Annotated in this window: 20 protein-coding genes and 1 pseudogene; 13 read left to right on the top strand and 8 right to left on the bottom strand. The window is 51.8% G+C overall.

All coding sequences use genetic code 11. The annotated features are described in order from the left end of the window. Nucleotides 1–21: 21 nt before the first annotated feature. Nucleotides 22–2,244 (top strand): endo-1,4-beta-xylanase, encoded by a 2,223-nt coding sequence (locus C8275_RS05490; protein ID WP_106484408.1) that lies wholly within the window; start codon nt 22–24, stop codon nt 2,242–2,244. Between the two features lie 869 nt (nt 2,245–3,113). On the opposite strand, the gene C8275_RS05485 is transcribed toward C8275_RS05490, so the two are convergent. The 7 genes from C8275_RS05485 to C8275_RS05455 form a co-directional block, all read right to left on the bottom strand. Continuing rightward, entirely contained in the window at nt 3,114–3,557 is a 444-nt protein-coding gene (locus C8275_RS05485; protein ID WP_022383690.1) for a hypothetical protein, read from the bottom strand. 87 nt (nt 3,558–3,644) lie between these two features. Then, nucleotides 3,645–4,646: a DUF6340 family protein gene (locus C8275_RS05480; RefSeq protein WP_157948185.1), complete on the bottom strand. Its 1,002-nt coding sequence runs from the start codon at nt 4,644–4,646 to the stop codon at nt 3,645–3,647. A gap of 129 nt (nt 4,647–4,775) precedes the next feature. Then, nucleotides 4,776–8,078, bottom strand: a complete 3,303-nt coding sequence (secA, locus tag C8275_RS05475; RefSeq protein ID WP_022383692.1) for a preprotein translocase subunit SecA — start codon at nt 8,076–8,078, stop codon at nt 4,776–4,778. Nucleotides 8,079–8,204: 126 nt separating this feature from the next. Next, entirely contained in the window at nt 8,205–9,779 is a 1,575-nt protein-coding gene (locus C8275_RS05470; RefSeq protein WP_106484406.1) for an alkaline phosphatase family protein, read from the bottom strand. Further along, entirely contained in the window at nt 9,776–10,954 is a 1,179-nt protein-coding gene (locus C8275_RS05465; protein ID WP_106484405.1) for a DUF4105 domain-containing protein, read from the bottom strand. Before C8275_RS05465 ends, C8275_RS05470 begins: the two co-directional genes overlap by 4 nt. A 93-nt stretch (nt 10,955–11,047) precedes the next feature. Continuing rightward, nucleotides 11,048–11,602 (bottom strand): protein adenylyltransferase Fic, encoded by a 555-nt coding sequence (gene fic, locus C8275_RS05460; RefSeq protein WP_106484404.1) that lies wholly within the window; start codon nt 11,600–11,602, stop codon nt 11,048–11,050. A 7-nt stretch (nt 11,603–11,609) separates the two neighbouring features. Continuing rightward, entirely contained in the window at nt 11,610–12,146 is a 537-nt protein-coding gene (locus tag C8275_RS05455) for a hypothetical protein (RefSeq protein ID WP_157948184.1), read from the bottom strand. Nucleotides 12,147–12,774: 628 nt separating this feature from the next. Here C8275_RS05455 and C8275_RS05450 point away from each other — a divergent pair. From C8275_RS05450 to C8275_RS05395, 12 genes and pseudogenes are all read left to right on the top strand, one after another. Next, a complete protein-coding gene (locus C8275_RS05450; protein WP_106484402.1) occupies nt 12,775–12,966 on the top strand; it encodes a hypothetical protein in 192 nt (63 codons plus the stop codon). Between the two features lie 86 nt (nt 12,967–13,052). Continuing rightward, nucleotides 13,053–13,490 (top strand): hypothetical protein, encoded by a 438-nt coding sequence (locus tag C8275_RS05445; RefSeq protein ID WP_106484401.1) that lies wholly within the window; start codon nt 13,053–13,055, stop codon nt 13,488–13,490. Nucleotides 13,491–13,588: 98 nt separating this feature from the next. Then, nucleotides 13,589–13,774 carry a hypothetical protein gene (locus C8275_RS14810; protein ID WP_234395709.1) on the top strand — a complete coding sequence of 62 codons (186 nt, stop codon included), beginning with the start codon at nt 13,589–13,591 and terminating at the stop codon, nt 13,772–13,774. A gap of 74 nt (nt 13,775–13,848) precedes the next feature. After that, a pseudogene (locus C8275_RS14805) lies at nt 13,849–13,929 on the top strand (DNA-binding protein); the annotation flags it as partial. Between the two features lie 329 nt (nt 13,930–14,258). Then, nucleotides 14,259–15,515 (top strand): ATP-binding protein, encoded by a 1,257-nt coding sequence (locus tag C8275_RS05435; RefSeq protein WP_106625735.1) that lies wholly within the window; start codon nt 14,259–14,261, stop codon nt 15,513–15,515. Between the two features lie 374 nt (nt 15,516–15,889). Continuing rightward, nucleotides 15,890–16,630, top strand: a complete 741-nt coding sequence (locus C8275_RS14705) for a hypothetical protein (protein WP_199881868.1) — start codon at nt 15,890–15,892, stop codon at nt 16,628–16,630. A 321-nt stretch (nt 16,631–16,951) separates the two neighbouring features. After that, the gene (locus C8275_RS05420; protein WP_022383702.1) at nt 16,952–17,680 is read left to right on the top strand and encodes a type III pantothenate kinase; all 729 of its coding nucleotides are present in this window, start codon (nt 16,952–16,954) and stop codon (nt 17,678–17,680) included. After that, nucleotides 17,667–19,004, top strand: a complete 1,338-nt coding sequence (locus C8275_RS05415) for a hypothetical protein (protein WP_022383703.1) — start codon at nt 17,667–17,669, stop codon at nt 19,002–19,004. Before C8275_RS05420 ends, C8275_RS05415 begins: the two co-directional genes overlap by 14 nt. 15 nt (nt 19,005–19,019) lie before the next feature. After that, nucleotides 19,020–19,781 carry a hypothetical protein gene (locus tag C8275_RS05410; RefSeq protein ID WP_106484400.1) on the top strand — a complete coding sequence of 254 codons (762 nt, stop codon included), beginning with the start codon at nt 19,020–19,022 and terminating at the stop codon, nt 19,779–19,781. Nucleotides 19,782–19,807: 26 nt separating this feature from the next. Beyond that, a complete protein-coding gene (gene lptC / locus C8275_RS05405) occupies nt 19,808–20,431 on the top strand; it encodes an LPS export ABC transporter periplasmic protein LptC (RefSeq protein WP_199881866.1) in 624 nt (207 codons plus the stop codon). A 5-nt stretch (nt 20,432–20,436) separates the two neighbouring features. Then, on the top strand, nt 20,437–21,699 hold the full coding sequence (locus C8275_RS05400; protein ID WP_106484398.1) for a hemolysin family protein: 1,263 nt from the start codon (nt 20,437–20,439) through the stop codon (nt 21,697–21,699). Between the two features lie 169 nt (nt 21,700–21,868). After that, the gene (locus C8275_RS05395) at nt 21,869–23,965 is read left to right on the top strand and encodes a peptidylprolyl isomerase (RefSeq protein WP_022383707.1); all 2,097 of its coding nucleotides are present in this window, start codon (nt 21,869–21,871) and stop codon (nt 23,963–23,965) included. Nucleotides 23,966–24,083: 118 nt separating this feature from the next. On the opposite strand, the gene C8275_RS05390 is transcribed toward C8275_RS05395, so the two are convergent. Further along, a complete protein-coding gene (locus tag C8275_RS05390) occupies nt 24,084–25,664 on the bottom strand; it encodes a hypothetical protein (protein ID WP_157948183.1) in 1,581 nt (526 codons plus the stop codon). Between the last annotated feature and the right edge of the window lie 80 nt (nt 25,665–25,744).

The raw sequence follows: 25,744 nt of genomic DNA, 5'->3' as shown, positions 1-25,744 counted from the left end.
TTACCAAGCAGAAAACAGACTATGAAACGATACATCAAATTATTTCCAACACTTGCCCTGGCGGCTGCCGTGACAGCGTGTGCGGACTACAAGCTGGAGCCGTTCGACGTGGCAAAGCCGGAGAGTGTGGCTCAATACGAGTATCTGAGCAATTACGAACCGCTGAAGACGTACATCGACCGCGCTGCACACCCCAACTTCCACCTGGGAGGCGCCATCGCTGCCACCGACTTCAACAAGAAGGGCGTAGTCTACGAACTCATCACCTCCAACTTCGACGAGATGACCGCCGGCAACGAGATGAAGTATGCCTCCTGTGTCTCCGATGACGGAACGATGAACTTCACCACCGTGGGCGACTTTGTCGAGAATGCACGCGAAGCCGGCATCACCATCTACGGACACACGCTCGCCTGGCACTCGCAGCAGAACAACAAGTACCTCAACAGCCTGATTGCCTCGACCATCATCCCGGCTCCCCCGGTAGAACCCGTCGAGGAGGAAGTGAAATACGAGGACTACTCGACCTACACCTCCTTCCCCTTCTACGTGATGGGATACACGCCTGAATTTGACGGCGAGTCGCTCATCAGCCGCTATCCGGGTGAGTGGTACCAGTACTTCGTTGCCGACGGCATCACCGCCGTGCCGGGCGACGACTACAGCGTGACCATCTGCGTCAAGGGCAGCAGCGAGGGCACCATGAACGTACAGTTCGGAAACTGGGGAGCCTTGCAGGACAAGCAGGTCAGCTTCGGCGAAGACTGGTCGGAAGTCACCATCGAGTACCCCGGCTGTCCCGACATCACCTCAGCCTTCGTCGTCTTCCAACCGGGAACGTATGAAGGTGAAATCCGCCTGAAGTGGCTGAAGGTGACACACTCGTACACTCCTGAAGTTGCCAGCGATGGCGGACACTGTCTCATCATGAGCAACCCGACGATGAAGGAGAACAACTACAATGCACAGGTGTTCTACAAGGTTGCCACTCCTTTCCAGACTGGCGTGACCTACAACTTCAAGGCGATGGCAAAGGCAACGGAAGCCTACACCCTGTCTCCCTTCATCCAGTCGAGCACCACAAGCGACCAGCAATATCCCGCAGGCTGGAATGTAGGAACGGAGTGGACCTCCATCTCGGGTTCCTTCACCGTGGACAAGGACAACACCTATGACAAGTTCACCCTCAACATCGGTACGATTGTGGGGGACATCTACTTGGACAACGTGAGCATCATGGCGGAAGGCTCGACGACCAACCTCATCAACGGAGGTGACTTCGAAGACGGCCTTGATGCCGGCTGGCAGATATTCGAAGGCGAGCACTCGTTCCGTCTCTCCGACGACGGACAGGGATACGGCGGCACGGGTGACCAAATTGTCGAGATGACTCCCGAAGAGAAGAAGGATACCCTCACCTGGGCAATGGACAACTGGATCAACGGCATGATGGAAGCCACCGGCGGATACGTCACCGCTTGGGATGCTGTCAACGAAGCCATCTCCGGTGCAGACTATGACGGCGACGGCATCTACGACCTGCAGTCGGCAAGCAACGTGTCGGCAAGCGACGCAGCCAACAACTTCTACTGGCAGGACTACCTGGGCGACATCGACTACGTCCGTACCGTTGTCCGCCTGGCACGTGAACACTTTGCCGAACACGGAGGCAACGCCGCTGACCTGAAGCTCTTCATCAACGACTACAACCTGGAGTCCGACTGGGACGACAACGCCAAGGTGAAGAGCCTCGTCGAGTGGATCAACCGTTGGGAAGCCGACGGCGTCACCAAGATCGACGGCATCGGTTCGCAGATGCACGTCAGCTGCTACATGGATGAGAACACCCAGCGCAGCAAGGAGGAACATGTGGTGAAGATGTTTGAAATCATGGCAGCCTCGGGCAAGCTCGTGAAGATTTCCGAGCTCGACATGGGACTGGTCGGACTGGACGGACAGGACATCCCGACCGAAGAGGTCACCTACGAACAGGCACTGCGCATGGCAGACTACTACCAGTTCATCATCGAGAAGTATTTCGAGATTATTCCCGTTTCTCAACAATACGGCATCACCCAGTGGTGTATGACCGACAGTCCTGCCAATTCGGGTTGGCGTGCCAACTCACCGGTAGGTCTGTGGGACCTCAACTACAACCGCAAGCCGGCATACGGAGGCTTTGCCAACGGCCTTGCCGGGGAGGTAATTGTGGTTCCTTACGCTCCGGGAGAAGCCGCAGAGTGATCTTCTGAGTATGTTTCTTGAGAGGGAGCCGGATTCCGTTCCGGTTCCCTTTCTTTTTGCCTTTCAGCGGACGGAAGGCATCCCGTCCCCCGACACAGACAGCTTCAGCCTGTCTCTTTTCCATGAAAAGCCCTCCGGACATTCGCGTTTGACCGGGCAAACACAGGTCTTTGACCGGATAAACACAAGCGTTTGACCTGTCAAAGTAATTAGTTTGATATATCTAAGTATTATACTTTGTCTACCTAAGTATTATACTTTGCCTACCTAAGTATTATACTTTGTCTACCTAAGTATTATACTTTGTCTACCTAAGTATTATACTTTGTCTACCTAAGTATTATACTTTGCCTACCTAAGTATTATACTTTGCCTACCTAAGTATTATACTTTGCCTACCTAAGTATTATACTTTGTCTACCTAAGTATTATACTTTGCCTACCTAAGTATTATACTTTGCCTACCTAAGTATTATACTTTGCCTACCTAAGTATTATACTTTGCCTACCTAAGTATTATACTTTGCCTACCTAAGTATTATACTTTGCCTACCTAAGTATTATACTTTGCCTACCTAAGTATTATACTTTGGTCTATCAAACTACTATGTTTGTCAGGTCAAACGCTTGTGTTTGGTGAGTCAAACTAATGCATTTGACAAATCGAACTCTTGTGTTCCATCCGTCGGACAACGGTGTTTGCCTGAACAAAGCCCTGATAACGGAAGGAGCAACAGGTTAGTAAACACACAGGATTAGACACGCCTTCAAACAAAAATGGCGCGGAACATGCAAGCATCGTGCTGCATCGTCCGCGCCATCGGCATATTTGAAAGAATAAGCAATAATCAGCTGAGAGCCTGGGCAGTCTATTTTTCCAGCAGGTCCTTCAGGAAGGCATCCAGCTCGGCATCCAGGCCTTTCAACAGTTCGTCGTCATTGAGCAACAGCGTGTCGTCATCGACCAGCAACAGCTCGGCAACGGTCTCCTTGTCACCATCGACCAAGGTGAACGAATAGGGCTTCATCAGTGCCACCTCGTCCAGCGCACCTTTCTCCTTCAGGCGCTTCAAGACGTTGCGCAGGGGCGCCTCCGCCTCTTCATACGACCCGTCTTCCGACCATTCACCGACCTCGGTGCATGCCAGGCGGTTGTCATCATCGTCCATGATGACGAGCTCCCCCGTGTCAAAGTTGGGTTGCAGGTGAATGTCCGTGATTGCCGACTGCCCGTCGCCGGCAGCCCGGTAGCGCGACAAGGCAGCCTTGATGGCTTCTTCGACGTTGTTTTGTGACTGTGAACTGAGTTTCATGACGTTATTGATTTGATGATTGCTAAAAGCACTCAAAAGTACAAAAAACAATCATTCCGACCACCATGAAGCATGAATTTTTACATTCTACTCGTTGAAACGCTTCATCTGCAGGTCGAGTTTCTGCCGCGCCAAGGCTGCACGACGCAGTTCGTCGGCGTATGCCTCTATCAGCCGTCCGTCTTCCGATGTCCGGTAGTCCGTCCCCTCCTTCTTGCCGCGCAAGGCGTTGCGGGCTTCGTCGAGGTAGCGCAGGGCAGCCGGAAGGTCGCCTTTCATTTCGCTGTAGAGTGCCAGGTTGAAGGCTGCACGCATCTTCGCCTTTCCCTTGCGCAGGTCGAAGTCGAGCTTCCAGCTCTCGGCGGCCAGGTCCCAGTCGCCTTCCTGCAGGCAGACGGCGGCATCGCGCATGTTGACGCTTCCTCCCCGGTAGAAGTACCGGTTCACTGTCTGCCACAGGGGGACGAGGTGACCCACGGGGCGTTCTGCCAGATGCCGTGTGGCGTCTTCCTCGATTTGCTGACGGGTCAGTCCGTCCAACTCCCAGTAGAGCGTGTCACGGTCGATGAAGCGTTGGAACGGACGGTCGCGTCCCGGCAGGTATACACGTGTCTCCAGAGAGAGTGCTCCCGTGAAGACAGCTACCCGTTCCTCCTCGCTGTACGGGGTATACATCTCGGTCGCACCGGGCACCAGCGAGGCGTCATCGACCGTCAGCAGCAGGTCCACCTGCAGGTCGGACGTCAGCTGTTCCACTTCCCGGGGCGAGAAGAGTACCTGTCCTTCCGGTTTTGCCGGACGGAAGAGCGAATCACTGATCATCACCGTCTCAAAATACCCGGCGTTGGCGAGCTGCCCGGCCAGTTCCTCGGCAAGCACCTTGCCGTCGAGCGGCACCGGGGTGTTCAGCGGAAGCTTACCGTCTGCCGGAGCCTCCGCAGGAAACATGTTGTTGAGCACCGCCACCCGTCTCACACCGGGTGCAAAACTCACGTCGGAGGGCATCAGGGTGTCGACCGACATCACATCTATGCTGGCGCAGGCACTGAAGCCCACACATGCCAGAAGTCCCAGGAGTAAATGTTTCATTGATTCTGAAGAGGTTTATTTGCCAACGAGGGGACAAGCGAGCAAGGAGACAAGGAGCGTGTCTGTCACATTCTCCTTGTCCACTTGTCTGCTTGTCCCCTCGTCATGTATTATCGACTCGTCACCGGATTATTGGTACAAGTTCCGCCCGTGGCAGTTCTTGTACTTCTTGCCGCTGCCGCAGGGGCAGGGATCGTTCCGTCCGATGGTCTGCTCGTTGCGAATCGGCTCGCGTTTGACTTCGCGGGTATCACGGGCGGCTGCAGCCTGCTGGTTGGGATCGCTCAGGTCCTGCTTGGTCTCGGTGTAACGCGGACGTTGCTGGGGCAGTGGGTCGGGAGCAGCCTCACGCACCTGTTCCGGTTCGCGTACCGGGATTTGTGCACGCATCAGGACGGAGATGGTCTGGTCGTTGATTTTCTTCACCATGCTGTCGAAGAGGTTGACCGACTCCAGCTTGAAGATGAGCAACGGGTCTTTCTGCTCGTAGCTGGCGTTCTGCACGGAGTGCTTCAGTTCGTCGAGGTCACGCAGGTTCTCCTTCCATGCCTCGTCGATGGTGTGGAGCAGGATAGCCTTCTCGAATGCCTTCACGATTTCGCGGCACTCGCTCTCGTAAGCCGCCTTGAGGTTGCAGGATATGTTGTAGACGCGCTTGCCGTCGGTGATGGGCACGAGGATGTTCTCATACATGTGCCCTTGTGCCTCATAGACTTCCTTGATGACCGGCATAGCCACCTGTGCCATGCGCTCGGTCTTGCGCTTGAAGTTTGCCATGGCGGCATCGAAGAGCTTCGTCTCGATGACCTCGGGCTTCTCACGGCGGAACTCCTCTTCGGTCACCGGCATCTCGATGGCGAAGTTGTGGAGCACCTCCATCTTGGCGTCTTCATACTCCTTGCCTTCCACGGCACTGATGCAGCACTCTTCCACCATGTTCACGATGTCCATGCCGATGCGTTCACCCATGAGGGCGTGACGACGCTTGGTGTAGACCACCACACGCTGCTTGTTCATCACGTCGTCGTATTCCAACAGACGCTTACGGATACCGAAGTTGTTCTCCTCGACCTTCTTCTGTGCACGCTCGATGGAGTTGGAAATCATCTTTGCCTCGATCATCTCGCCTTCCTTGAAGCCTAGCTTGTCCATCACCTTGGCGATACGCTCGGAGGCAAACAGACGCATCAGATTATCTTCCAGCGAAACGAAGAAGACTGACGAACCCGGGTCTCCCTGACGTCCGGCACGACCACGCAACTGACGGTCCACACGGCGCGACTCGTGACGTTCGGTACCGATGATGGCAAGACCGCCCGCAGCCTTCACTTCGGGGCTGAGCTTGATGTCCGTACCACGACCTGCCATGTTGGTGGCGATGGTCACCGTACCGCTCAGACCTGCCTTTGCCACGATTTCGGCTTCCTTCTGGTGCAGCTTCGCGTTCAACACGTTGTGCTGAATCTTCCGCATGGTGAGCATCTTGCTCAGCATCTCGGAGATTTCCACCGACGTCGTACCTACGAGGACCGGACGTCCGGCATTCACCATCTTCTCGATTTCCTCGATGACTGCCTTGTATTTCTCACGCTTGGTCTTGTAGACGCGGTCGTTCATATCGATACGCGCAATGGGGCGGTTGGTCGGGATGACCACCACATCGAGCTTGTAGATGTCCCAGAACTCGCCTGCTTCCGTCTCAGCCGTACCGGTCATACCGGAGAGCTTGTGGTACATACGGAAGTAGTTCTGCAGGGTGATGGTGGCGAAGGTCTGCGTGGCAGCTTCCACCTTCACGCGCTCCTTGGCCTCGATGGCCTGATGGAGTCCGTCGGAGTAACGGCGACCCTCCATGATACGTCCCGTCTGCTCGTCGACGATTTTCACCTGTCCGTCGATGACCACATACTGGTCGTCCTTCTCGAACATGGCGTATGCCTTGAGGAGCTGGTTGATGGTGTGTACACGCTCCGACTTGATGGCATAGTCGGTGAGCAGCGCATCCTTCTTGGCGAGCTTCTCTTCGTCACTCAGTCCGGTCTCTGCCTCCAAGGCAGACAGTTCGGAAGCGATGTCAGGCAGCACGAAGAGGTTCGGGTCGGACGAGTTGCCGGTAATGAGATCGATACCCTTGTCGGTCAGGTCGACGCTGTTGAGCTTCTCGTCGATGACGAAGTAGAGGGGTTCCACCGCCTCGGGCATGCGCTTGTTGTTCTGCTCCATGTAGATTTCCTCGGTAGCCTGCATGCCGGCCTTGATGCCCGGTTCACTCAGGTACTTGATGAGGGGCTTGCTCTTGGGGAGCGCCTTATGGCAACGGAAGAGGGCGAGGAAGCCTTCTTCACGCTCTTTCTTGTCTTCGGAAGGGATGAGGCGTTTGGCTTCGGTGAGGAACTGGGTAGCCAGCTTGCGCTGTGCTTCGACCAGACGTTCCACCATCGGGCAGAGCTGTTCGAAGAGCTGCTCCTCTCCCTTGGGCACGGGACCGGAGATAATCAACGGCGTACGGGCATCGTCGATCAACACCGAGTCGACCTCATCGACGATGGCATAGTTATGCTGGCGTTGCACGAGGTCACGCGGACTGTTTGCCATGTTGTCGCGCAGGTAGTCGAAACCGAACTCGTTGTTCGTACCGAAGGTGATGTCTGCCATGTATGCCTTGCGGCGAGCGTCGGAGTTGGGCTGATGCTTGTCGATACAGTCCACACTCAGACCGTGGAACTCATAGAGCGGTCCCATCCACTCGGAGTCACGCTTGGACAGATAGTCGTTGACCGTCACCACGTGTACACCGTTTCCGGTCAGGGCATTGAGGAATACCGGCAGAGTAGCCACCAGGGTCTTACCTTCACCGGTCGCCATCTCGGCAATCTTGCCTTTGTGCAGCACGACACCACCGAAGAGCTGTACGTCATAGTGCACCATGTTCCACGTGATTTCGGAACCTCCCGCCATCCAGTGATTCTGGTAGATTGCCTTGTCACCCTCGATGCGGACAAAGTCTTTCGTGGCAGCCAGTTCACGGTCGAAGTCGGTTGCCGTCACCTCGATTTCAGCATTCTCGGCAAAGCGGCGTGCCGTATCCTTCACGATGGCGAAAGCTTGCGGCAGGATTTCGTCGAGCGCCTTCTCATAGCGGTCGAGCACCTCCTTCTCCAGCTTGTCAATCTGGGCGAAAAGCCCTTCACGCTGTTCCAGCTCGGTCTCCTCGACCTTGGACTTCAGCTCATCGATTTTCTCACGCAGGTCGGTGGCAGAGTCCTTGACGAACTTCTGCAATTCCTTTGTCTTCGCACGCAGCTCGTCGTTGCTCAGCTTGTTGATGTCCGGATAGGCTGCTTTCACCTTCTCCACCCAAGGCACGATTTCCTTCATGTCGCGAGTAGCCTTGTTACCAAACAGCTTACTCAAAAATTCATTAAATCCCATTATCGTATTGTTTTTATTATTTGCTTATGTGAGTATAGAATAAGTGTGTTGACACGCCGTCCGCCAACAGCGTGCAAAGTTAATTGAAAGAGCCGACTTTACGGCAATTTTCAGACGGTAAAAGATTTAGCGGATTCCGCCCAAGAGAGTTGAGCGGCATGCGTTAGGGGCACGGATGCGCACGAAGTGTGTCACCGTGGGTGCAATGCAGTCCACTGTGGCAGGCACCGGGATAATCTCCGGCTTCACGGAGTGACCGAAGAATATGATGGGGAAATTAATCAGGGATGCGGACGTGTAGTGGCTGTCGACCAGCGGGTCCTCGCTCACGTGTTTCCAGCCGGGGGCAAGCTCCAGCAGGATGTCACCGGACGCGTCGATGTTGAACGCGTTGCGCAGCAGAAGCCGTTCGGGCGTATTGGCGTTGAGTGCCAGCTGATGGGCAGTGTAGGCAGCCTTCACGCCACTGACCTGCACGAGAAACTCGGCAGACTTGTTGAGCACCTCGGGCAGACTCAGCTGCTTCTGTTCGATGAGCTTATGGTCGAAATAGATGTTCAGCCCGTTGTACGCCTGCACGTATTTTCCCTGTCCGTAGGTTGCCATGAGGTACATGTTGAGCAGGGCAGTGCAACGGTCCATATAGAAGTCGCCCGTAGGGATGCGATAGGCAGCCAGGTCCATCTTCTCGGGGTCGTTGTACCCCGTCGAAGTGATGAAGAAGAGGGCGTTGCGCAGCCCCACCCGCTTGTCGACCATGTCGATGAGGTTGCCTATCTCACGGTCGAGACGGACGTACGTATCCTGAATCTCCACGGGATATTCCGTGGTCGACTTGTGTTCATAGTTTCCGGCATAGTAGGTCACCGAAAGGAGGTCGGGCACATTGTCCATGCCGAGGGTCGTGCTCTGCAGGCAACGCTCCACCAGGCGGTTGACTTCCTCATTGACGAGACCGGAGGTCTTGAACTGACGGTATTTCTTGTAATCTGAAAAGGAATGTTTGAACCCGCGGGGCTGCTCGGGCGAGAAGTAGGTGTAGAGCGCCCGGTTCTGCAACGTCTCCCAGTCCAGCCCGGAGATGCGCGAGTCGAGTGCCTGACGGTCGTTGTAGGACATCACCCATGTCGGGAACGAACCATAGAACGTGGAGCCTGCCCACTTCCCGGTGTCGTCATTAATCCAGAAGGCACCGTCGCCGGCATGTCCTGCGCCGAAAATGGCTGCATCGCGGAAAGGACTGATGGCGTACACCAGGGCTTTTCCCTGAGTGGCAACCTTCAGCTCGTCGGCTACGGTCGAGGAGAGCAGCTTGCGCGGCGAAGAGTTCTCGGCGGTGTACATGCCCATGAAGTTCTTGTCGTCGACCGATGCCATCACACGCAGGGTCTCGCGGTCCAGCCAGCTGTTGGCAATGATGCCATTATAATAAGGTGTAGTGCCGGAATAGATGGCTGCGACAGCCGACGAACGGTCGACAGGCTTGAAAGTGTATCCGCCGTTGGTGTAGACACGCCCCTCCTTGAGTAGACGCTTGAAGCCCTTCTCCCCGTAGAGTGCAGAGAACGCCTCCATGTAGTCCGTACGGAACTGGTCGATGGTGATACCGACCACCAACTTCGGAGCCGAAGAGAGGGTCTGCGCCTGCAAACTTGCCAGCGCCAATGCCGCCACTAGTGAGGTTAATATGCGTCCTTTCATGCTTTCTTACTTGTTACGAGGAGTCGTGTCACGGAACGTACCAACAAACTCAGCGCCAAAGGTACGATTACTAACGTTATTTTTTGGGGTATAAGCCACCAGAACACTATAAAAAGTGTTAATACAACAGCATTTCCTACATGATAGAGGTCTTTCCGCCCCTTGACGGACTTATAAATCATCCACGGCAGGTAGACCAGCGGAATGGGATTAAGGATGGCCAGCAACCAGTTCGACCCCACCGTGGGGTGCAGTGAGAAGAAGAACAGGAACGCCACGATGCAGCCTGCCAACCCCTGGAAGGCGAACAGTACCGCGTCAAACAGCCACAGCCGCGCCCCCTTTTTCCACTCCATCCATGAGAGGACGAGCGTCAGTGCCAGCACCAGCAGCGAGCAGGCAATAGGTGACAACGGAAATCCCTTTTCCGGTTGAAGTGGCTCGGGGTCGACCACACGGACGGTCGACTTCACCAACCGACGCTCGCTGCCGTCCGCTGAACGGATCACGGCTCCTTCCGCCTCATCCATCATGACAAACGGGGCGAACATCTGGGCACGGGTATCGATGGCGCGGTCGGCTTCAGCCCCCAGACAGAGGTCGATGCCGAACTCGTCCCACGCATGTCCGTCGGTGAAACGGTGGACAATCTGACGGAAGGTCGCGGCATCGCGTGCCACGGGATAGACCACCTTGCCACGGATGCTCTCTTCAATCTTGTCGCGGGCACGGGTGGTGCAGTTGTCGTAGAAATAGTTGTAACGGTAGGTACGATTCTCGGGGAGGTAGTTCGTTTCCAGTATTTCCACCAGACGCGCCTTCTCGTCCGGCAGGAGATTCAGTTCCTGCTGCACGACGTAGGACCCGCGTCCGGCATATTCCGCCTCAAAATAAGGATAAGGGATGATGCCCAGCTGATAGTCGGTCTCTCCCGTGACGAAGCGCAGGATGAAGTTGGGCGTATTGAAGCTGAACATACCATAATTATACACCCAGTCAATCTTCCGGGAAGGCACTTCCACCCGGATTGCCGTATGGCCGAAGAGGGCATAAATCTCACTACCGGGAGAGCAGGTCATCAGGCTGATGCGCACGGAGTCTGCCTCGGCAGCACGCACCGATGTCATCTGTGTCATTCCCAGCAGGAGGACAAGGAGAATATATAGCTTTTTCATTTCTGTGGTTTCCGGTTCTTGGATGGACGGTGCAAAGGTAAGGGTTTTGGAGGAAATACCGTACCATCATCGACACAGTTACTCATCAAAAGTTCATTTTTCCTTCTCATACCCCTCATAATAATAGCTCTGCTCAATACCCCTGCATATCACTTCACGGTTCTCCGTGTCAGAAGTCAGGTTCTGCGAGAGCAGATAGCGTATTTCGAGATCGTTTATTGGAGAACGCTCCATAGCCGAGAGATATTGGTCCTTGTCCACATACTGCCAGTTGACGACCTTGCCGAGCGAGCGTTTCAGCATCATGTCCAGCCAGATACGCATGGAACGTCCGTTGCCTTCCATGAAAGGATGACATACGTTCATCTCGACATATTTCCCGATAATCTGCTCAAAGGTGTCTTCGGGCAGCTTCTCTACTGCCGCGAGAGCCGCCTTGAGATAGAGCGAATTGGCAAAGCGGAAACCTCCTTTGGCAATATTCTTGTCCCGGATAATGCCGGCAAAAGGATATAAACCGTCAAACAGATAGCGGTGTATCTGCTGGAGTCCTGCCGTCGTACCAACCGGTATCGTGTTTATATCGCCTGATTCAAAAAGGCGATATGCCTTTGTCAAAGACTGTTCGTCTATTTCTTTTGTTGTCATACGGGTGTCACTTACCTGGCTCTTCCTTGATGGGAACAAGCAGTTTGCCTTTGTTTATCGTTTTATTTGAAGACAAAGGTAACGATAAAAGATTAATAGTAAAACTCGTTTTGCATATCAGCACAGACACGGCAGCCCCCATCGGGACAGAACAGGCAACCCCCTCCTCACCCATTGACAATCTGAGAGGCAAACAAGCCGTTTCCCTGACACAATTTCCCGATTCGTCGTTTTCAGCTAACGCGTACTTTTGAAAAACTCCTCCTTCCAGCGGGCAAAAGCTAAATCCGATTAACAAGAAACTTCTACAACGCCTATTCGTTTTATATTTATTAACCTCAAACACTTCTTTTTCATGCGCGAAACAATATTGTTTGAGCTTCCAAACACAAGTGTTTGACTCTTGAAACAATATTGTTTGACCGATGAAACAATATTGTTTCGTCCGTCGATGTAAAGAAAAGAGAACAGCAAAGAAAAATTCCAGACATCTGCGTTCCAAAAGAAGCGCGGACACTTCATTTTTAGAACTGTTATTTTGCACAGTTTATTCGCCTCCGCTTTAACAGTACACCTTCCAAAGTACCACAAATTCCTCAAAAACGACATCTGACAGCCCTATTTTCAAGCAAAGTGTATTTTGCAAATCGCTTGAAAAGGCCGTTTTTACGCACAAGCTCGCCGTCGGGTGCAACGAAGGGCATTCTCAGGCGATTCGTTTGACGTTTTGACACTTTGTCATTTCATCCCTTGACAGGAGAAAACCGAAAAGTTTGCAATCGCTTCAAGCATCGAAAACCACTTGTCGTCCATCGTCGAAAATATATTCGTAAATCATTGATTTATGAAATAAATATGTATACCTTGCAGACGTCAAAAAGTAGAGAATGAGAAAAATCACAACACATATCATCTGTTTGCTTTTCCTCACCGTCACACCGGCTATGGGACAAGTCGTCTAAGGAATCGTACTGGACTCGACAGATTCAACAGCCATCGAGCATGTTTTCGTACGGATAGAGGGAGGCGACAGTCCGTTTGCCCTTACAGATAAAAATGGACACTTCAGATTGGACAGCATTTCATGGAAAAGCAATTTCAGACTTTCCTTTAGCCACGTCTCCTTCAAACCTCTCCACGTAGCACTCCAGAAAACAAATGGTTCATACTATATGGAGCTCAGAAATGAAACACTGAAAGAGGTTGTCGTCGAAAGCAATTGGATTTATCGCCAAGACGAAGCGGTGGTGGTCGATTTCAGTAAAATGGGGATAGAGCAGGACAAACCATTATCCGATGCCTTGAGGCACGTACCCGGAATTATAAAGGATATCAAATTAAAAAGTAAAGCCATGACAATTTAATATTTCTATTGCTATATTGCTAAATATCAACTTGAAGAAAATAACAGCCAAATCGGCTGATAGTATAACATTATCAAATTGAGAAAATGAAAAAATATTATTCATATAGGGTTAATAAATATATATCACCGTTACCGGGTAACAATGAATGGATTAGTTTTTATGATATTGGTTCTTTGGTGACGGAAGAGGATTATTTATATACCGAAAATGAATTTATCAAGTTATTCAAGGATGTTTCTGTGTTATTTGATATTCGGGATTACAAAATAACTGATTTGGAAAACTATAAGAACTTGGATTATCATAATGGAGATAAGATTCAATGTGTATATATAGAACCTTTGATTCGTGATATACTGCGTGAAAAATTATGGTGCAAACTGCGTTCAAACAAATTGGAATTTCATTTTGGATATGATTACTATATGTATTTTGTTTCTTATGAATCTCCAATATCTATAGGCAATATAAATACACAGCTAAAAATTGAAGAATTTGAGTCACCCTATATGAATCAATAATTTGATAACAAACAGCACTACCGACTGAATAAGCGGAACGCTGCCAAACATTATCATAATAATTAACAACCTAAAAACTTAAAAGACATGAGTATTTTTTGAAACCGGTGCAACGCACCAACCCACTCAAGCCCAACGAGGCGAAGAAATGGTATCCCGTGCAGTACACCACGAAGATGGTGGACGAGAACGAAGTGGCTATGCTGATAGCCGATGAGGCGACGATGGCGATACGCCAGTTCGCAAGGTGGTGTAACGCCTGCTGCTGGACGGCAAGAGCGTGAAGCTAGGCGACTGAGGCACGTTCAACGTCACCCTCAACACCGAGGGCGCCGAGCGCAAGGAAGACCTCACCGTCCACAACGTGAAGCGGGTGAACATCAACTTCCAACCCGCCAACGAAATGAAAGCCGCCATGCAAAAAGCGGACTTCGTGTGACTGGACAAAACATGGAGAGCAGCAACGACAACGGCGGCAGCGAGGACAACGAGGACACGACCGAGCCCCCCTTGGGTTAAAGCCTCCACAACCCGTCCCGCTAGGTTGCCAGACTTGCGAAGACGAGTTGGCGGGGATGGCGGCGGATTCCGCCGGAATGAGCAAACTGAGATTGTGATTGTGGCACATTGGGATAATGACGGATGCTCTATTCGGGAAAACTGTCACCAATGACACTTTTTCCGAGTAGCGTTTGCCGGATTTAAAGAAAGAACCCCTATCTTTGTAATCGGGAACTCTGTCACTTGGTGACACAAATCTCGATTAGCATGGAACATATAGAACGAAGAAAATACCTGAATGAACTCATTTCCTTGCGGAACAACGGCATGATTAAGATTATAACCGGGATGCGCAGGTGTGGCAAGTCATACCTGCTCTTTGAGATATTCATCTCGTATCTGGAAAGCAACGGTATCGCCCCGGACCATATTATCCAAGTGGATTTGGAGGATTACAAGAACCGCGTCCTAAGAAATCCGGACAACCTTTATGCCTACGTGGAGAGCCGCATCACGGACGGGGACATGTATTATATCCTGCTGGACGAGGTGCAGATGCTCGACCAGTTTGAAGACGTGTTGAACGGCTTTCTACGAATACGCAATGCGGATATTTATGTGACGGGCAGCAATGCGAAGTTTCTGTCCAAAGACATCATCACGGAATTCCGGGGACGTGGCTTCGAGGTGAAAATGTACCCGTTGAGTTTCAGCGAATATATGTCCGCCTATCCCGGAACGGTGCAGGCGGGGTTCAACGAATACATGATGTACGGCGGGCTGCCGCAGATTCTGTCCTACCAAACGGAAGAACAGAAGGTGCGCTTCCTGAAATCCCTGTTCGACGAGACCTACCTCAAGGACATCAAAGACCGTTACGAGATACGCAAGGACGACGATCTGGAGGAACTCATCAACATCATGGCTTCGGGCATCGGTGCGCTGACCAATCCGAACAAGCTGGCCAACACGTTCCAAAGCGAGAAGAAATCGCCCCTGTCCGGCGATACCGTCAAGAATTACATTGACTACCTCTGCGATGCTTTTCTGATAGAGAAGTCCACCCGCTACGACATCAAAGGAAAACGCTACATCAATTCCCCCTATAAGTATTACTTCATGGACTTGGGATTGCGCAACGCACGTATCAACTTTCGCCAATCGGAGAAGAGCCATCTGATGGAGAACATGGTTTACAACGAGCTGCGGATGCGTGGCTTCAATGTGGATGTGGGCGTTGTCCCTGTCATCCATAGAGGCGAGGACGGGAAGCAGCACCGTTCCAGCCTTGAAGTCGATTTTGTCTGCAACTTGGGGAGCAGGCGTTATTACATACAGTCGGCCTACCGGATGGAATCCGACGAAAAGATAAGGCAGGAACGGGCATCTCTGTTGCGAGTGGACGATTCCTTCAAAAAGATTATCGTCACCGGAGAAGAAAGCCCCGTGACGAGGGATGAATCCGGGATTACGACCATCAGCATTTACGACTTCTTGCTGAAGGAAAATTCACTGGAACTTTAAGGTGCGACGGGATTAGAGAAGGCGGAATGAATATGAGAAAGTTACTATTATACCACTACCTGCAAAAGCGTTTGATTTGGCATTATCCTATCAAATTTCCGATAAACAGATAGATATATATATTCCTCTATGGAGTGAGAAAGAAGAGCAAAGTGATTTGACTCTTTCGCTTTCTTGCTTCCCCAATGAACATAAGATAAAAATAAATGATTTAGAGGTTTTGTAAAACGATTTACAAGCGGCTTAACATTCTCTGAAAAGGTTGGTTAGCTGCCAAACATTATCGTTTCAGAATTAGCTAAAGATGAGAAGGATTCTATACTATAATGTTATCCTAAGAATGGAATATCATAACACATAAAAATTTATAAGATATGGATAAACAAGACATAGCTAAAAAGATAAATGAAGCTCTTAAAGAGTACTTCAGTTTACCTTCTAGTCCCAAAAAGGTAAAAGCCAAGTCTTTAATGAGCTCTTTCATGGATAAAGGGATTTTCCCCTCTAATCATCGGGATGGGTCACCTCTTAGGAAGTACCTTCGCAAGCTTGATGACAATAATATGTTGGACTTAATACCTTATGTATGGGTTGAACGTAAAGATTCTAATAGATATTGGTTCTTTGTGGATATTTCTTCCACAAATTCTGCTAAACCGGTTGATGATAAATCAGAGATAACTATCAAAAGACAAACTTCATCAGGCACCCATCGAAGGGGAAGTTCAGATGAATTCTACATCATTGACCTATGCGATAAAATACTTCATCAGAAGGCATCAAGGCAGCACAAATTTGATTTTCTAGTTGGTGACACAGGACATAGATTGCCAGTTGATGCATATTACGAAGAGTTGAAGTTAGTTGTGGAATATCACGAGTATCAACACAACTCTTCGGTTCCTCTTTTCGATAAGAAAATGACTGTAAGCGGAGTATCCAGGGATAAACAACGTCGTATTTACGATCAAAGACGTATCGATGTATTACCTAAACATGGCATTAACATTATTGTCCTCCATTATTCAGATTTTGGAACTACCAAAAAACTTAAACGAAATATCGAATCCGATTTGAAAGTCATCAGTGAAAAACTGAAAAAATACATTTCGTAAGCTTTGATTATCCAAGTCTAACAAAGGCAAAGCCCTTGACGCATAAGTTGAAGACATCACCCGGTCTTGTACAGCGTGTAATGGCATTCAATCTCAAGGTGGCTGGCTCAATCGAAAGCCTTCCTGCCTATAATCTGACCATGAAAGGAAAAGATATCTGTAAGCTGTTAAATGGACGCTTGAATAAAAGTGCATGAAGAAGTGGCACGAAAAAATGACGAAATTATTGCAGACGGGATGTAGAAAAAACGGCCATTTCTTCACACTCCCATAGATTTTCTATTACTTTGCAGCCTCAAATCAAGAAATGAGAAAATAAACGTGAACCTTATTATAGATATAGGAAACTCTGCTGCCAAGCTGGCTGTCTTTCATCAAAACGAGATGATAGACATGGTCTACGACACCAACCATGCGCTTGAAAAGCTGGACAATATCTGTGAGCGATATGCCATCCGCAAAGGAATCCTCTCGTCGGTCATACACATGAACGACATCATCAGCTCACAACTCAAACGGCTGGATTTCCCCCTCCTCAAGCTGGACTACAAGACTCCCCTGCCCATCACCAACCTATACCGGACACCCAAGACGCTCGGTTCAGACCGCATCGCAGCCGTCGTCGGTGCATACACCCGCTTTCCCGGAAGAGACATACTCGTGGTGGATGCCGGAACCGCACTAACGTATGAATTCATCGACCACAACGGATGCTATCACGGCGGCAACATCTCGCTGGGAAAATATACACGCATCAAGGCGCTGAGTGCCTATTGCGACAAACTGCCGGTCATCAACCCCGACGGCGACATCCCCGAATTCGGCTACAGCACCGAGACTGCCATCCGTGCCGGAGTCATACACGGCATTGAACTGGAGATTACGGGATACATCCTACAGATGCAGAAGAAATATCCTGACCTTTTGGTTTTTTTAACCGGAGGCGATGAATTTTCTTTTGATACAAACCTAAAAAATATCATCTTTGCAGATAAATTTTTAGTTCTAAAAGGCTTAAACAGAATACTAGACTACAATGATAAGATGTGAAAAGATAATCTTTGCGCTGTTGTTCTTGATGATAGGAGGCGTTGCCCTGGCGCAAAACGGAGTAAACTCACCTTATACGCGATACGGTTTCGGACTACTCTCCGACCAGAGTACCACAGCCAACCGCGGTATGGGAGGCATATCCTACGGTCTGCGAAACAAACTCATCAACGTGGGAAACCCGGCATCCTATTCTGCCATCGACTCCATCACATTCCTGTTTGATGCCGGCATCAGTCTGCAAAACGCCAACTTCAGTAACGGCGACCTCAGCATGAATGCCAAGAACTCCAGCCTCGACTACATCGCCCTGCAATTCCGCCTGCGCAAGCACATCGGAATCACCGTGGGGCTTCTCCCTTTCTCGAACATCAACTACAGCTTCAGCAGCGACGGACGTGAAGTGCCCAACACCGACGGTGGACAGACCGGCACGAGCACGACCTCCTACGAGAGTTTCTCGGGCGACGGCGGACTGCATCAGGCATTCATCGGTGTCGGCGTGGAGCTGTTCAAGAACTTCTCCATCGGTGCCAACTTCTCCTACCTCTACGGAGACTACACGCACACCATCACCAACACCTACAGCAACAGTTCGGCGTGGAGCAACGTCCGCAACTACCAGGCAGACATCAACAGCTACAAGCTGGACTTCGGTGTGCAGTACTCGTTCAACCTGAAGGAGAAACATGCCCTAACACTGGGTGCCACCTACTCGTTGGGACACGAAATAGGCAGCAGTGCCTACAAGATACAGCAGATGACCAGCTCGTCGACAGTCATGCAGCAACACATCGACACCATCGGCAGCGCGTTCGAACTGCCGCAGAAAATCGGTGTGGGTCTGACCTATGTCTATGATAACCGACTGACTATCGGCGCCGACTACAGCCTGCAACAGTGGAGCGGTGTGAAGTTCCCTCACTTCCAGACCCAGCAGAACAGCGAGTTCGACACGGGGAACAGCGAGAACGACTACGAACAGTGGAAGTTCAACAACCTCTCGCGCATCTCTGTCGGAGCGGAATATGTGCCCAACCCCGTGGGACGAGGCTTCTTCCAGCGTCTGCGTTACCGTGTGGGTGCCTACTACTCCACCCCCTACATCCAGGTGAAGAACTCCGACATGCGCGAGTTCGGCGTGGAAGGCGGTGTGGCAATCCCCATCATGAACCACTACAACAACCGTTCGTTGCTGTCCATCACGGCGCAATACATCAACGTCAGCCCGAAAGGCAGCAGCCTCATCAAGGAAAACTACCTGCGCATCAACATAGGATTCACCTTCAACGAAGACTGGTTCCGCAAGATGCTCGTACAATAAAACACAGAGAACACTATGCGACGCACGGCGCTCATCACCCTCGGTTTGTTGCTGTCGCTCCTGGTCCTCCCGGCTTTCGCCCAACAGAACACCGGCGGAAGTTCGCGGTTCGGTCATGGCAAAGACAGCATCAAGTGCCTTCTCAACGTGGGCATCATGAGGGAACATGTGCGCAAGGGCGAATACCGGAAGGCCTATACGCCGTGGAAGGAGGCATTCACACTCTCTCCCGGTTCGCAAGCCTGCCTCTACAGCGACGGAGTGAAAATCCTGCATGAACTGCTCCGGAACGAACGGAATACCAAACGTCACAGCCTGTATCTGGAAGAGCTCATGCACCTCTACGATCAGGGTATTGTATACCGGGACCAGCTGCAACACTTCGTGCGGACCACCGTGCGCAAAGACCATCTGCTGGCAGCCAAAGCCTATGACTATGCCAACTATGCGGGCGACGCCCTCGACCTGGAGACGGCTTACCGGCTGGTACAGGAGGCTGTGGCAAGTGTGGAGGATACTCCCTCGTGCTACCTGCTGCTGACATGGATGGATGTCAACCTGAAAATCCTTCGGGACAACCCGACGTTCAAACCGACTTTCATCAACGATTATCATAAAGCTGTAAAGCTCATCCGGGAGAGTTCTGCCATCGCATGCGACATCAACCGTCCGATATGGGACGAGACACTGGCACGTGTGAACGCGACATTCCGCGCCGGCGGCGTGGACGATTATGAGCCTATCGTACAGACGACTGGAGTCACCCTGCATCCCTGACCTTCTCTCCCCGACGTTCCCAATCAATGATTATGACGAAAACGACACATAGCACCCTTTTAAATAGCGGACTCACCCTGGTGGCAGGCCTCGTGCTCGCCGCCTGTTTTTTTGCGGCATGCTCCAACGGCGAGAAGGCACTGGCTCCTGCCGTCAACGACTCCATCGTGCGTCCGATGATGACCAGCACTGGCGTTTCGACCCTCATCTCAGACTCCGGAGTCATCCGATACAAAATCATTGCCGAGCAATGGGATGTGTACGACAGGCTCGACACCAGCAAATGGGCGTTCGAGAAGGGCGTCTACCTGGAGAAATATGACAACCTGATGCGCATCGATGCCAAGGTAAAGGCAGACACCGCCTACTATTACGACAAACTCAAGCTGTGGGACCTGCGCGGACATGTGGACATCATGAACATCAAAGGCGAGAAGTTCAACACCGAACAGCTGTTCTGGGACCAGGCGAAGGAGCAGGTCTACTCCGACCGCTTCATCCGTATCCAGCAGATAGACAAAATCCTGACGGGCTACGGCTTCACCTCCAACCAGCAGTTCACCGACTACATCATCCACAACACCGCCGGTATCTTCCCCGTGGAGGACGCTCCGCAAGACTCGGTGCGCACAGATTCCATCCATTCCTGACCGCCATGCATACCATCTATCTCTATATCCTGACGGCAATGGTGTTCGCGGCATTCTTCTCCGGCGTAGAGACGGCGTTCGCCTCGGCCAGCAAGATGCGCTTCCAGCTCGACACACACAGACAGGGCCTCATCAGCAAGCTGCTTGCCTTGTACTACCGTCACCCTGACGACTTCGTCACGGCACTGCTCACCGGATACAACCTCTCGCTGGTCGTCTACGGCATCCTTGTGGCAGAAGCTGTCGAAAGCTGGCTGCCGGCGACGGTCACGGCATATCCCGGCATCCTCCTGCTCATCGAAATCGTGATAGCGGCATGCGTCATGCTCATCACCGGGGAGTTCCTTCCCAAGACCGTGTTCCGCATCAACCCCAACCGGACCATGACCGTCTTCGCCCTTCCGATGTTCCTGCTCTACGTGGTGCTCTATCCCCTGGCCAAGGTACTGTCGCTGCTCGGACGCGGACTGCTCCGGCTAACAGGTAACCGCATTGACCGGACAGCAACCCGCAACGCACTGGGCAAGACCGACCTCGACTATTTCATCCAGTCGAGCCTTCCGGCGAACGAAGATGAAGAGAATCTGGACCCGGAAGTGCGCATCTTCCAGAATGCACTCGACTTCTCGAACATCAAGATACGCGACTGCATTGTCCCCCGCACGGAGATACAGGCAGTCGACACCTCGACAAGTCTCGACGACCTCAAACTGCACTTCATCGAGTCGGGACACTCGAAACTGATTGTCTACCAGGGGAACATCGACAACATCGTGGGTTACATACATTCGTCGGAACTGTTCCGTCATCCCGAAGACTGGACCTCCCACGTCCGGCAGGTTCCCATCGTCCCCGAGACCATGGCAGCCCAGAAACTGATGGAAATCTTCATGCAGCAGAAAAAGAGCCTGGCAGTGGTAGTCGACGAGTTCGGAGGCACATCGGGCATCGTCTCCCTGGAGGACCTGGTGGAAGAAATCTTCGGAGACATCGAGGACGAACACGACACGACTTCCTACATCGCCAAGCAGCTCAACGAGCAGGAATACATCCTCTCGGCACGCCTGGAGATTGAGAAAGTCAACGAGATGTTCGAGCTTTCCCTGCCTGAAGATGAAGACTATCTCACCATCGGCGGACTGATACTCCACGTCTACCAAAGCTTCCCCAAGCTCAACGAAACGGTCAACGTCGGGAAGTATCAGTTCAAAATCATCAAGCGGACAACAACCAAAATCGAACTGGTACGCCTGAAAGTCGTTGAGTAGCACAATTTTTTACGTATTTGATGGCTATGTATCGTCCTTTTTTGTATCTTCGTGCGCTAAATTAACAACCTTAAACCCGGGGTGTGTCCCTCGTCATGCCGTCCGGGGAAAAGGTTCGTTCGACCATTGAACGGAAGCAAATGAATAATAAACAATAAAATAAAAGCAAATGGCAACATTACAAAAGATCAGAAGCAAAGGACCCCTGTTGGTCATTGTCATCGGCCTTGCACTCTTCGCCTTCATTGCCGGAGATGCTTGGAAGATTTTCCAGCCGCACCAGAATCAGCGTGATGCCGGTGTGGTAGACGGAGAGAAAATCTCCGCACAAGAGTTTCAGGACATGGTGGAAGAGTACACCCGCGTACAAGAACTCTTGACAAACAACCATATCTCAGACGACGCGCTGACCCAGATACGCGACGGGGTATGGCAATCCTACGTGACCTACAAACTCATCGAAACGGAAGCCGACAAACTGGGACTGACCGTTACCGATGATGAAATCAAGCAGATGCTTCAGGACGGTACCAGCCCCTTGCTCAACAGCACCCCGTTCGTCAACCCGCAGACCGGCATGTTCGACAAAGGCATCATGGAGGCTTTTGCCACACAAGGCAATCCCGAACAGGTGTCACTCATCATGAACTTCGTCGAGAAGAATCTGAAGCAGAGCCTGCTTGTCAGCAAATACCAGGCACTGGTCATGAAGTCCCTCATCTCCAACCCTGTTTCGGCACAAATGTCGTTCGACGGACGTGTCAATGAGACAGACCTCCAGCTTGCCATCCTCCCCTACTCTTCAATTGCTGACTCGACCATCAACATCTCTGACTCTGAAATCAAGGAGTTGTATAACCAGAAGAAGGAGCAGTTCAGAAACCTCGCCGAGACCCGCAACATCCAGTACATCGACTACGTGGTTACTCCGAGCGAGAGCGACCGCAAGGCTACGGAAGCTGAAGTGACCGAAAGCAGCAACGAACTGGCAAAAGCCGCTTCCAACGAATATTCTTCCATCGTACGTTCCTCGAAGTCAACGGTTCCTTTCACGGACGTGCTTCTGAGCAAGCGTGCATTCCCCACCGACGTTGCCAACCGCCTGGATTCCGCATCGGTCGGTGAAGTCTATGGTCCCTACTACAGCCAGACGGACGACTCCTACAATACCTTCAAAATCCTCAGCAAGCAGGCTGCTCCCGACTCTGTGGAGTTCCGCCAGCTGCAAGTTGTGGGTGCTACCATCGATGCCACCAAGAAGTTGGCTGACAGCATCACGACCGCGCTGAAGAACGGTGCAGACTTTGCAGAACTCGCCAAGAAGTACAACCAGACCGGCGAATCGCAATGGATCAGCTCGCAGATGTATGAAGGACAGATGCTCGACCTCAACACGACCAAACTCATCAACGCCCTGAACACACTCGGCGTAAATGGAGTGGAGAACATCGACCTCGGACAGTTCAACGCCGTAGTTCAGGTGGTCAACCGCAAAGCCATGACCGACAAATACAAGGTGGCTGTCGTGAAAGTTCCCGTGAAGTTCAGCAACGAGACCTACAACGAGGCTTACAACAAAATCAACCAGTTCCTTGCCGGCAACCAGGATTACGATGACTTCGTGAAGAATGCCGAAGACAATGGCTACCGTCTGTTGAGCCGTGAAGGCTTCAGAAGCGATGAGCATGTGGTAGGCGGTGTTCCGGGAAGTACGGAAGCCCTGCGCTGGGTATTCGACGCAGACAAGCACTCTGTTTCCCCGCTGTACAACTGCGGACGTGAGAACGAACACCTCATGGTCGTTGCACTCTCCGGTGTGAACAAGGCAGGCTATCTCCCCGTGTCACAGGTACAGGGCGAGCTGCGTGCTGAAATCATGCGCGACAAGAAGGCAGAGCAACTCACTGCGAAACTGGCATCCGTAAAGACCTTTGATGAAGCCAAGGCTATCGCCGACATCCGCACCGACTCTGTGAAACACGTATCGTTCGCTGCTCCGGCATTCGTATCCATCACACGCAGCAACGAACCGACCTTGGGCGCAGCTGCTGCCAAAGTGGCTGTCGGTCAGCTCAGCAAACCGGTGAAGGGCAATGGCGGTGTCTACATCTTCCAACCCTACAACAAGACCAAGCTGGAAGAGACCTATGACGAGAAGAGCGAAGCCAACTCACTGGCAACCATGAACCAGAACATGGCAAGCCGCTTCATCAACGACCTCTATCAGAAAGCTGACGTGAAAGACCTCCGTTACCGGTTCTTCTAACCGATTCCGGAACGCACATAGTACAAAAAACTCCCCGGTGCAACGCGCATCGGGGAGTTTTTTTGTGTGTGCTGCGGGAAGAGACAGCCTTTCAAGTCAGATGAACCACGGACCGGTATCAGCGTACAGGATCCGTAGTCAACACAATCGTGTATTTCTTGTTCGGTTCGAAGCCGGGCTTATAGACCAGAAGGAAATTCTCGTCGACTGCCGCCTGCCAGTTCTGACCTTCAGCCAGACGCGGATTGCGCAGACGTTTCGGGAAGAAGAAGCTGAAAGGCAGTTCGCCTACGTGCTGTGAGCGGAAATCCGAACCACGCAGACGCTCTTCGCTGTAGTTGGGACCGGTCTTGATGGTCACCACACACTCCTCGGACTTCACCTTGCAACTCACTTCATAGTCGTTCGGATTGGGTTGTTCTGCCAGACGGACGTCCCAGGCAGGGTCACCATAGAGTGCCACGACATCACGGTCATAGAAGAACCCGAAGGCATCGGTCGTAATCTTTCCACCGTTCATCTTTGCCACTGCCGCATATTCACGCTCCACATGCATCGGGTCATCGCCGGCAAAGGGGAACGGCTTGTTCACCAAGTCGGGAGCCATCTGACGGAGCTGGAACATCATGTCCTGCTGGTTGAGGTAGAACGCCTCCGGAATGGTATAACGTCCGGGATTGTTCATGAAGTAGCACAAGCCGCCCCATCCGTTCCGTCCGTACCAGGTTTCCACGACATAACCTCCGGCAAGCATACCCACGCGTGCACTGTTCATGAAGGCGACCGCCATGCTGTTCTTCGTATTGTCGATGTTACCCATGAGGCAGTTACCTACCGGAAGATAAACGCGTGTCTTGCCCGACTCCGTGAGGTCCGTCGGTGCATCGGGAAAGTCGGCGTAGAGCTTGCCGTCACGACACATCAGGTTACCGCTGGAGAAAGGCATCTCCAGATTCTTCTCCGTAGCATGCGATGCCGTGATAATCACATCGGGGTCATACTTTGCATAGTAGTCACAGAACCGCTTCAGCAAGTTCGGCTTGCTCACTGAGAAGTCTTTCGGCAGACGGAGTTGCTTGCCGGACTCCTGCGCCTTGCGTATCATGTCGCGGAACATGCGGTTATCGATGCTGTCGGTTACCAGGGTCTCGGTGAGCTTTGTCTGTCCCTTCTCACGCTCACCCACCAGACCGGGACGCGCATCGGAAATATAAGCAAAACTGTCGAACCAATGTCCGTCGCCCAATACACTCACCGTGCTCAGTGCTGTCCGGAGCACTTTCGGCTCTTCCGTATCGTTCACCAGACGTAACGCCGCCTGTGCGTCATATCCCGTGATAATGCCACACAGGAAGTCAGCATAGATGTCATCGTCCACTTCCCGGCTCATGCGGTTGAGGTCGACCACAAAGTCACGCCCGATCTGTTCGGGTTTCTCCACCACTGCCACGTAGCGCGGACTATACCAGCGCAAGTTGCCCAAAGCCTCACGGGGCGACTCTTTGTAATAGCAGACTTCCGCCCCCTTGTGTTTCTTTTTCAAAGCCTCGATGACGTCTCTCCACTCCGGGTCATTTGACACACGGTAGGAAGCTACAATTACATACTCAGGACGCCGGGGCGCCTCATACGCCTGCACCTGTACGGGGAAATTCAACCCACTGCCCAACAAGAGGGCGCACAATAGCCATTTCTTCATGTACATCATAAATGTTTATTAATTCATTAGTCGGCTCCCGCATGCTCACGGTTCGGTTGGCAAGTTAACGGGCACATACG

Source organism: Bacteroides sp. Marseille-P3684 (genome assembly GCF_900291465.1).
GTDB lineage: Bacteria > Bacteroidota > Bacteroidia > Bacteroidales > Bacteroidaceae > Phocaeicola_A.
This window is presented reverse-complemented; position numbering and strand designations above follow the sequence as displayed.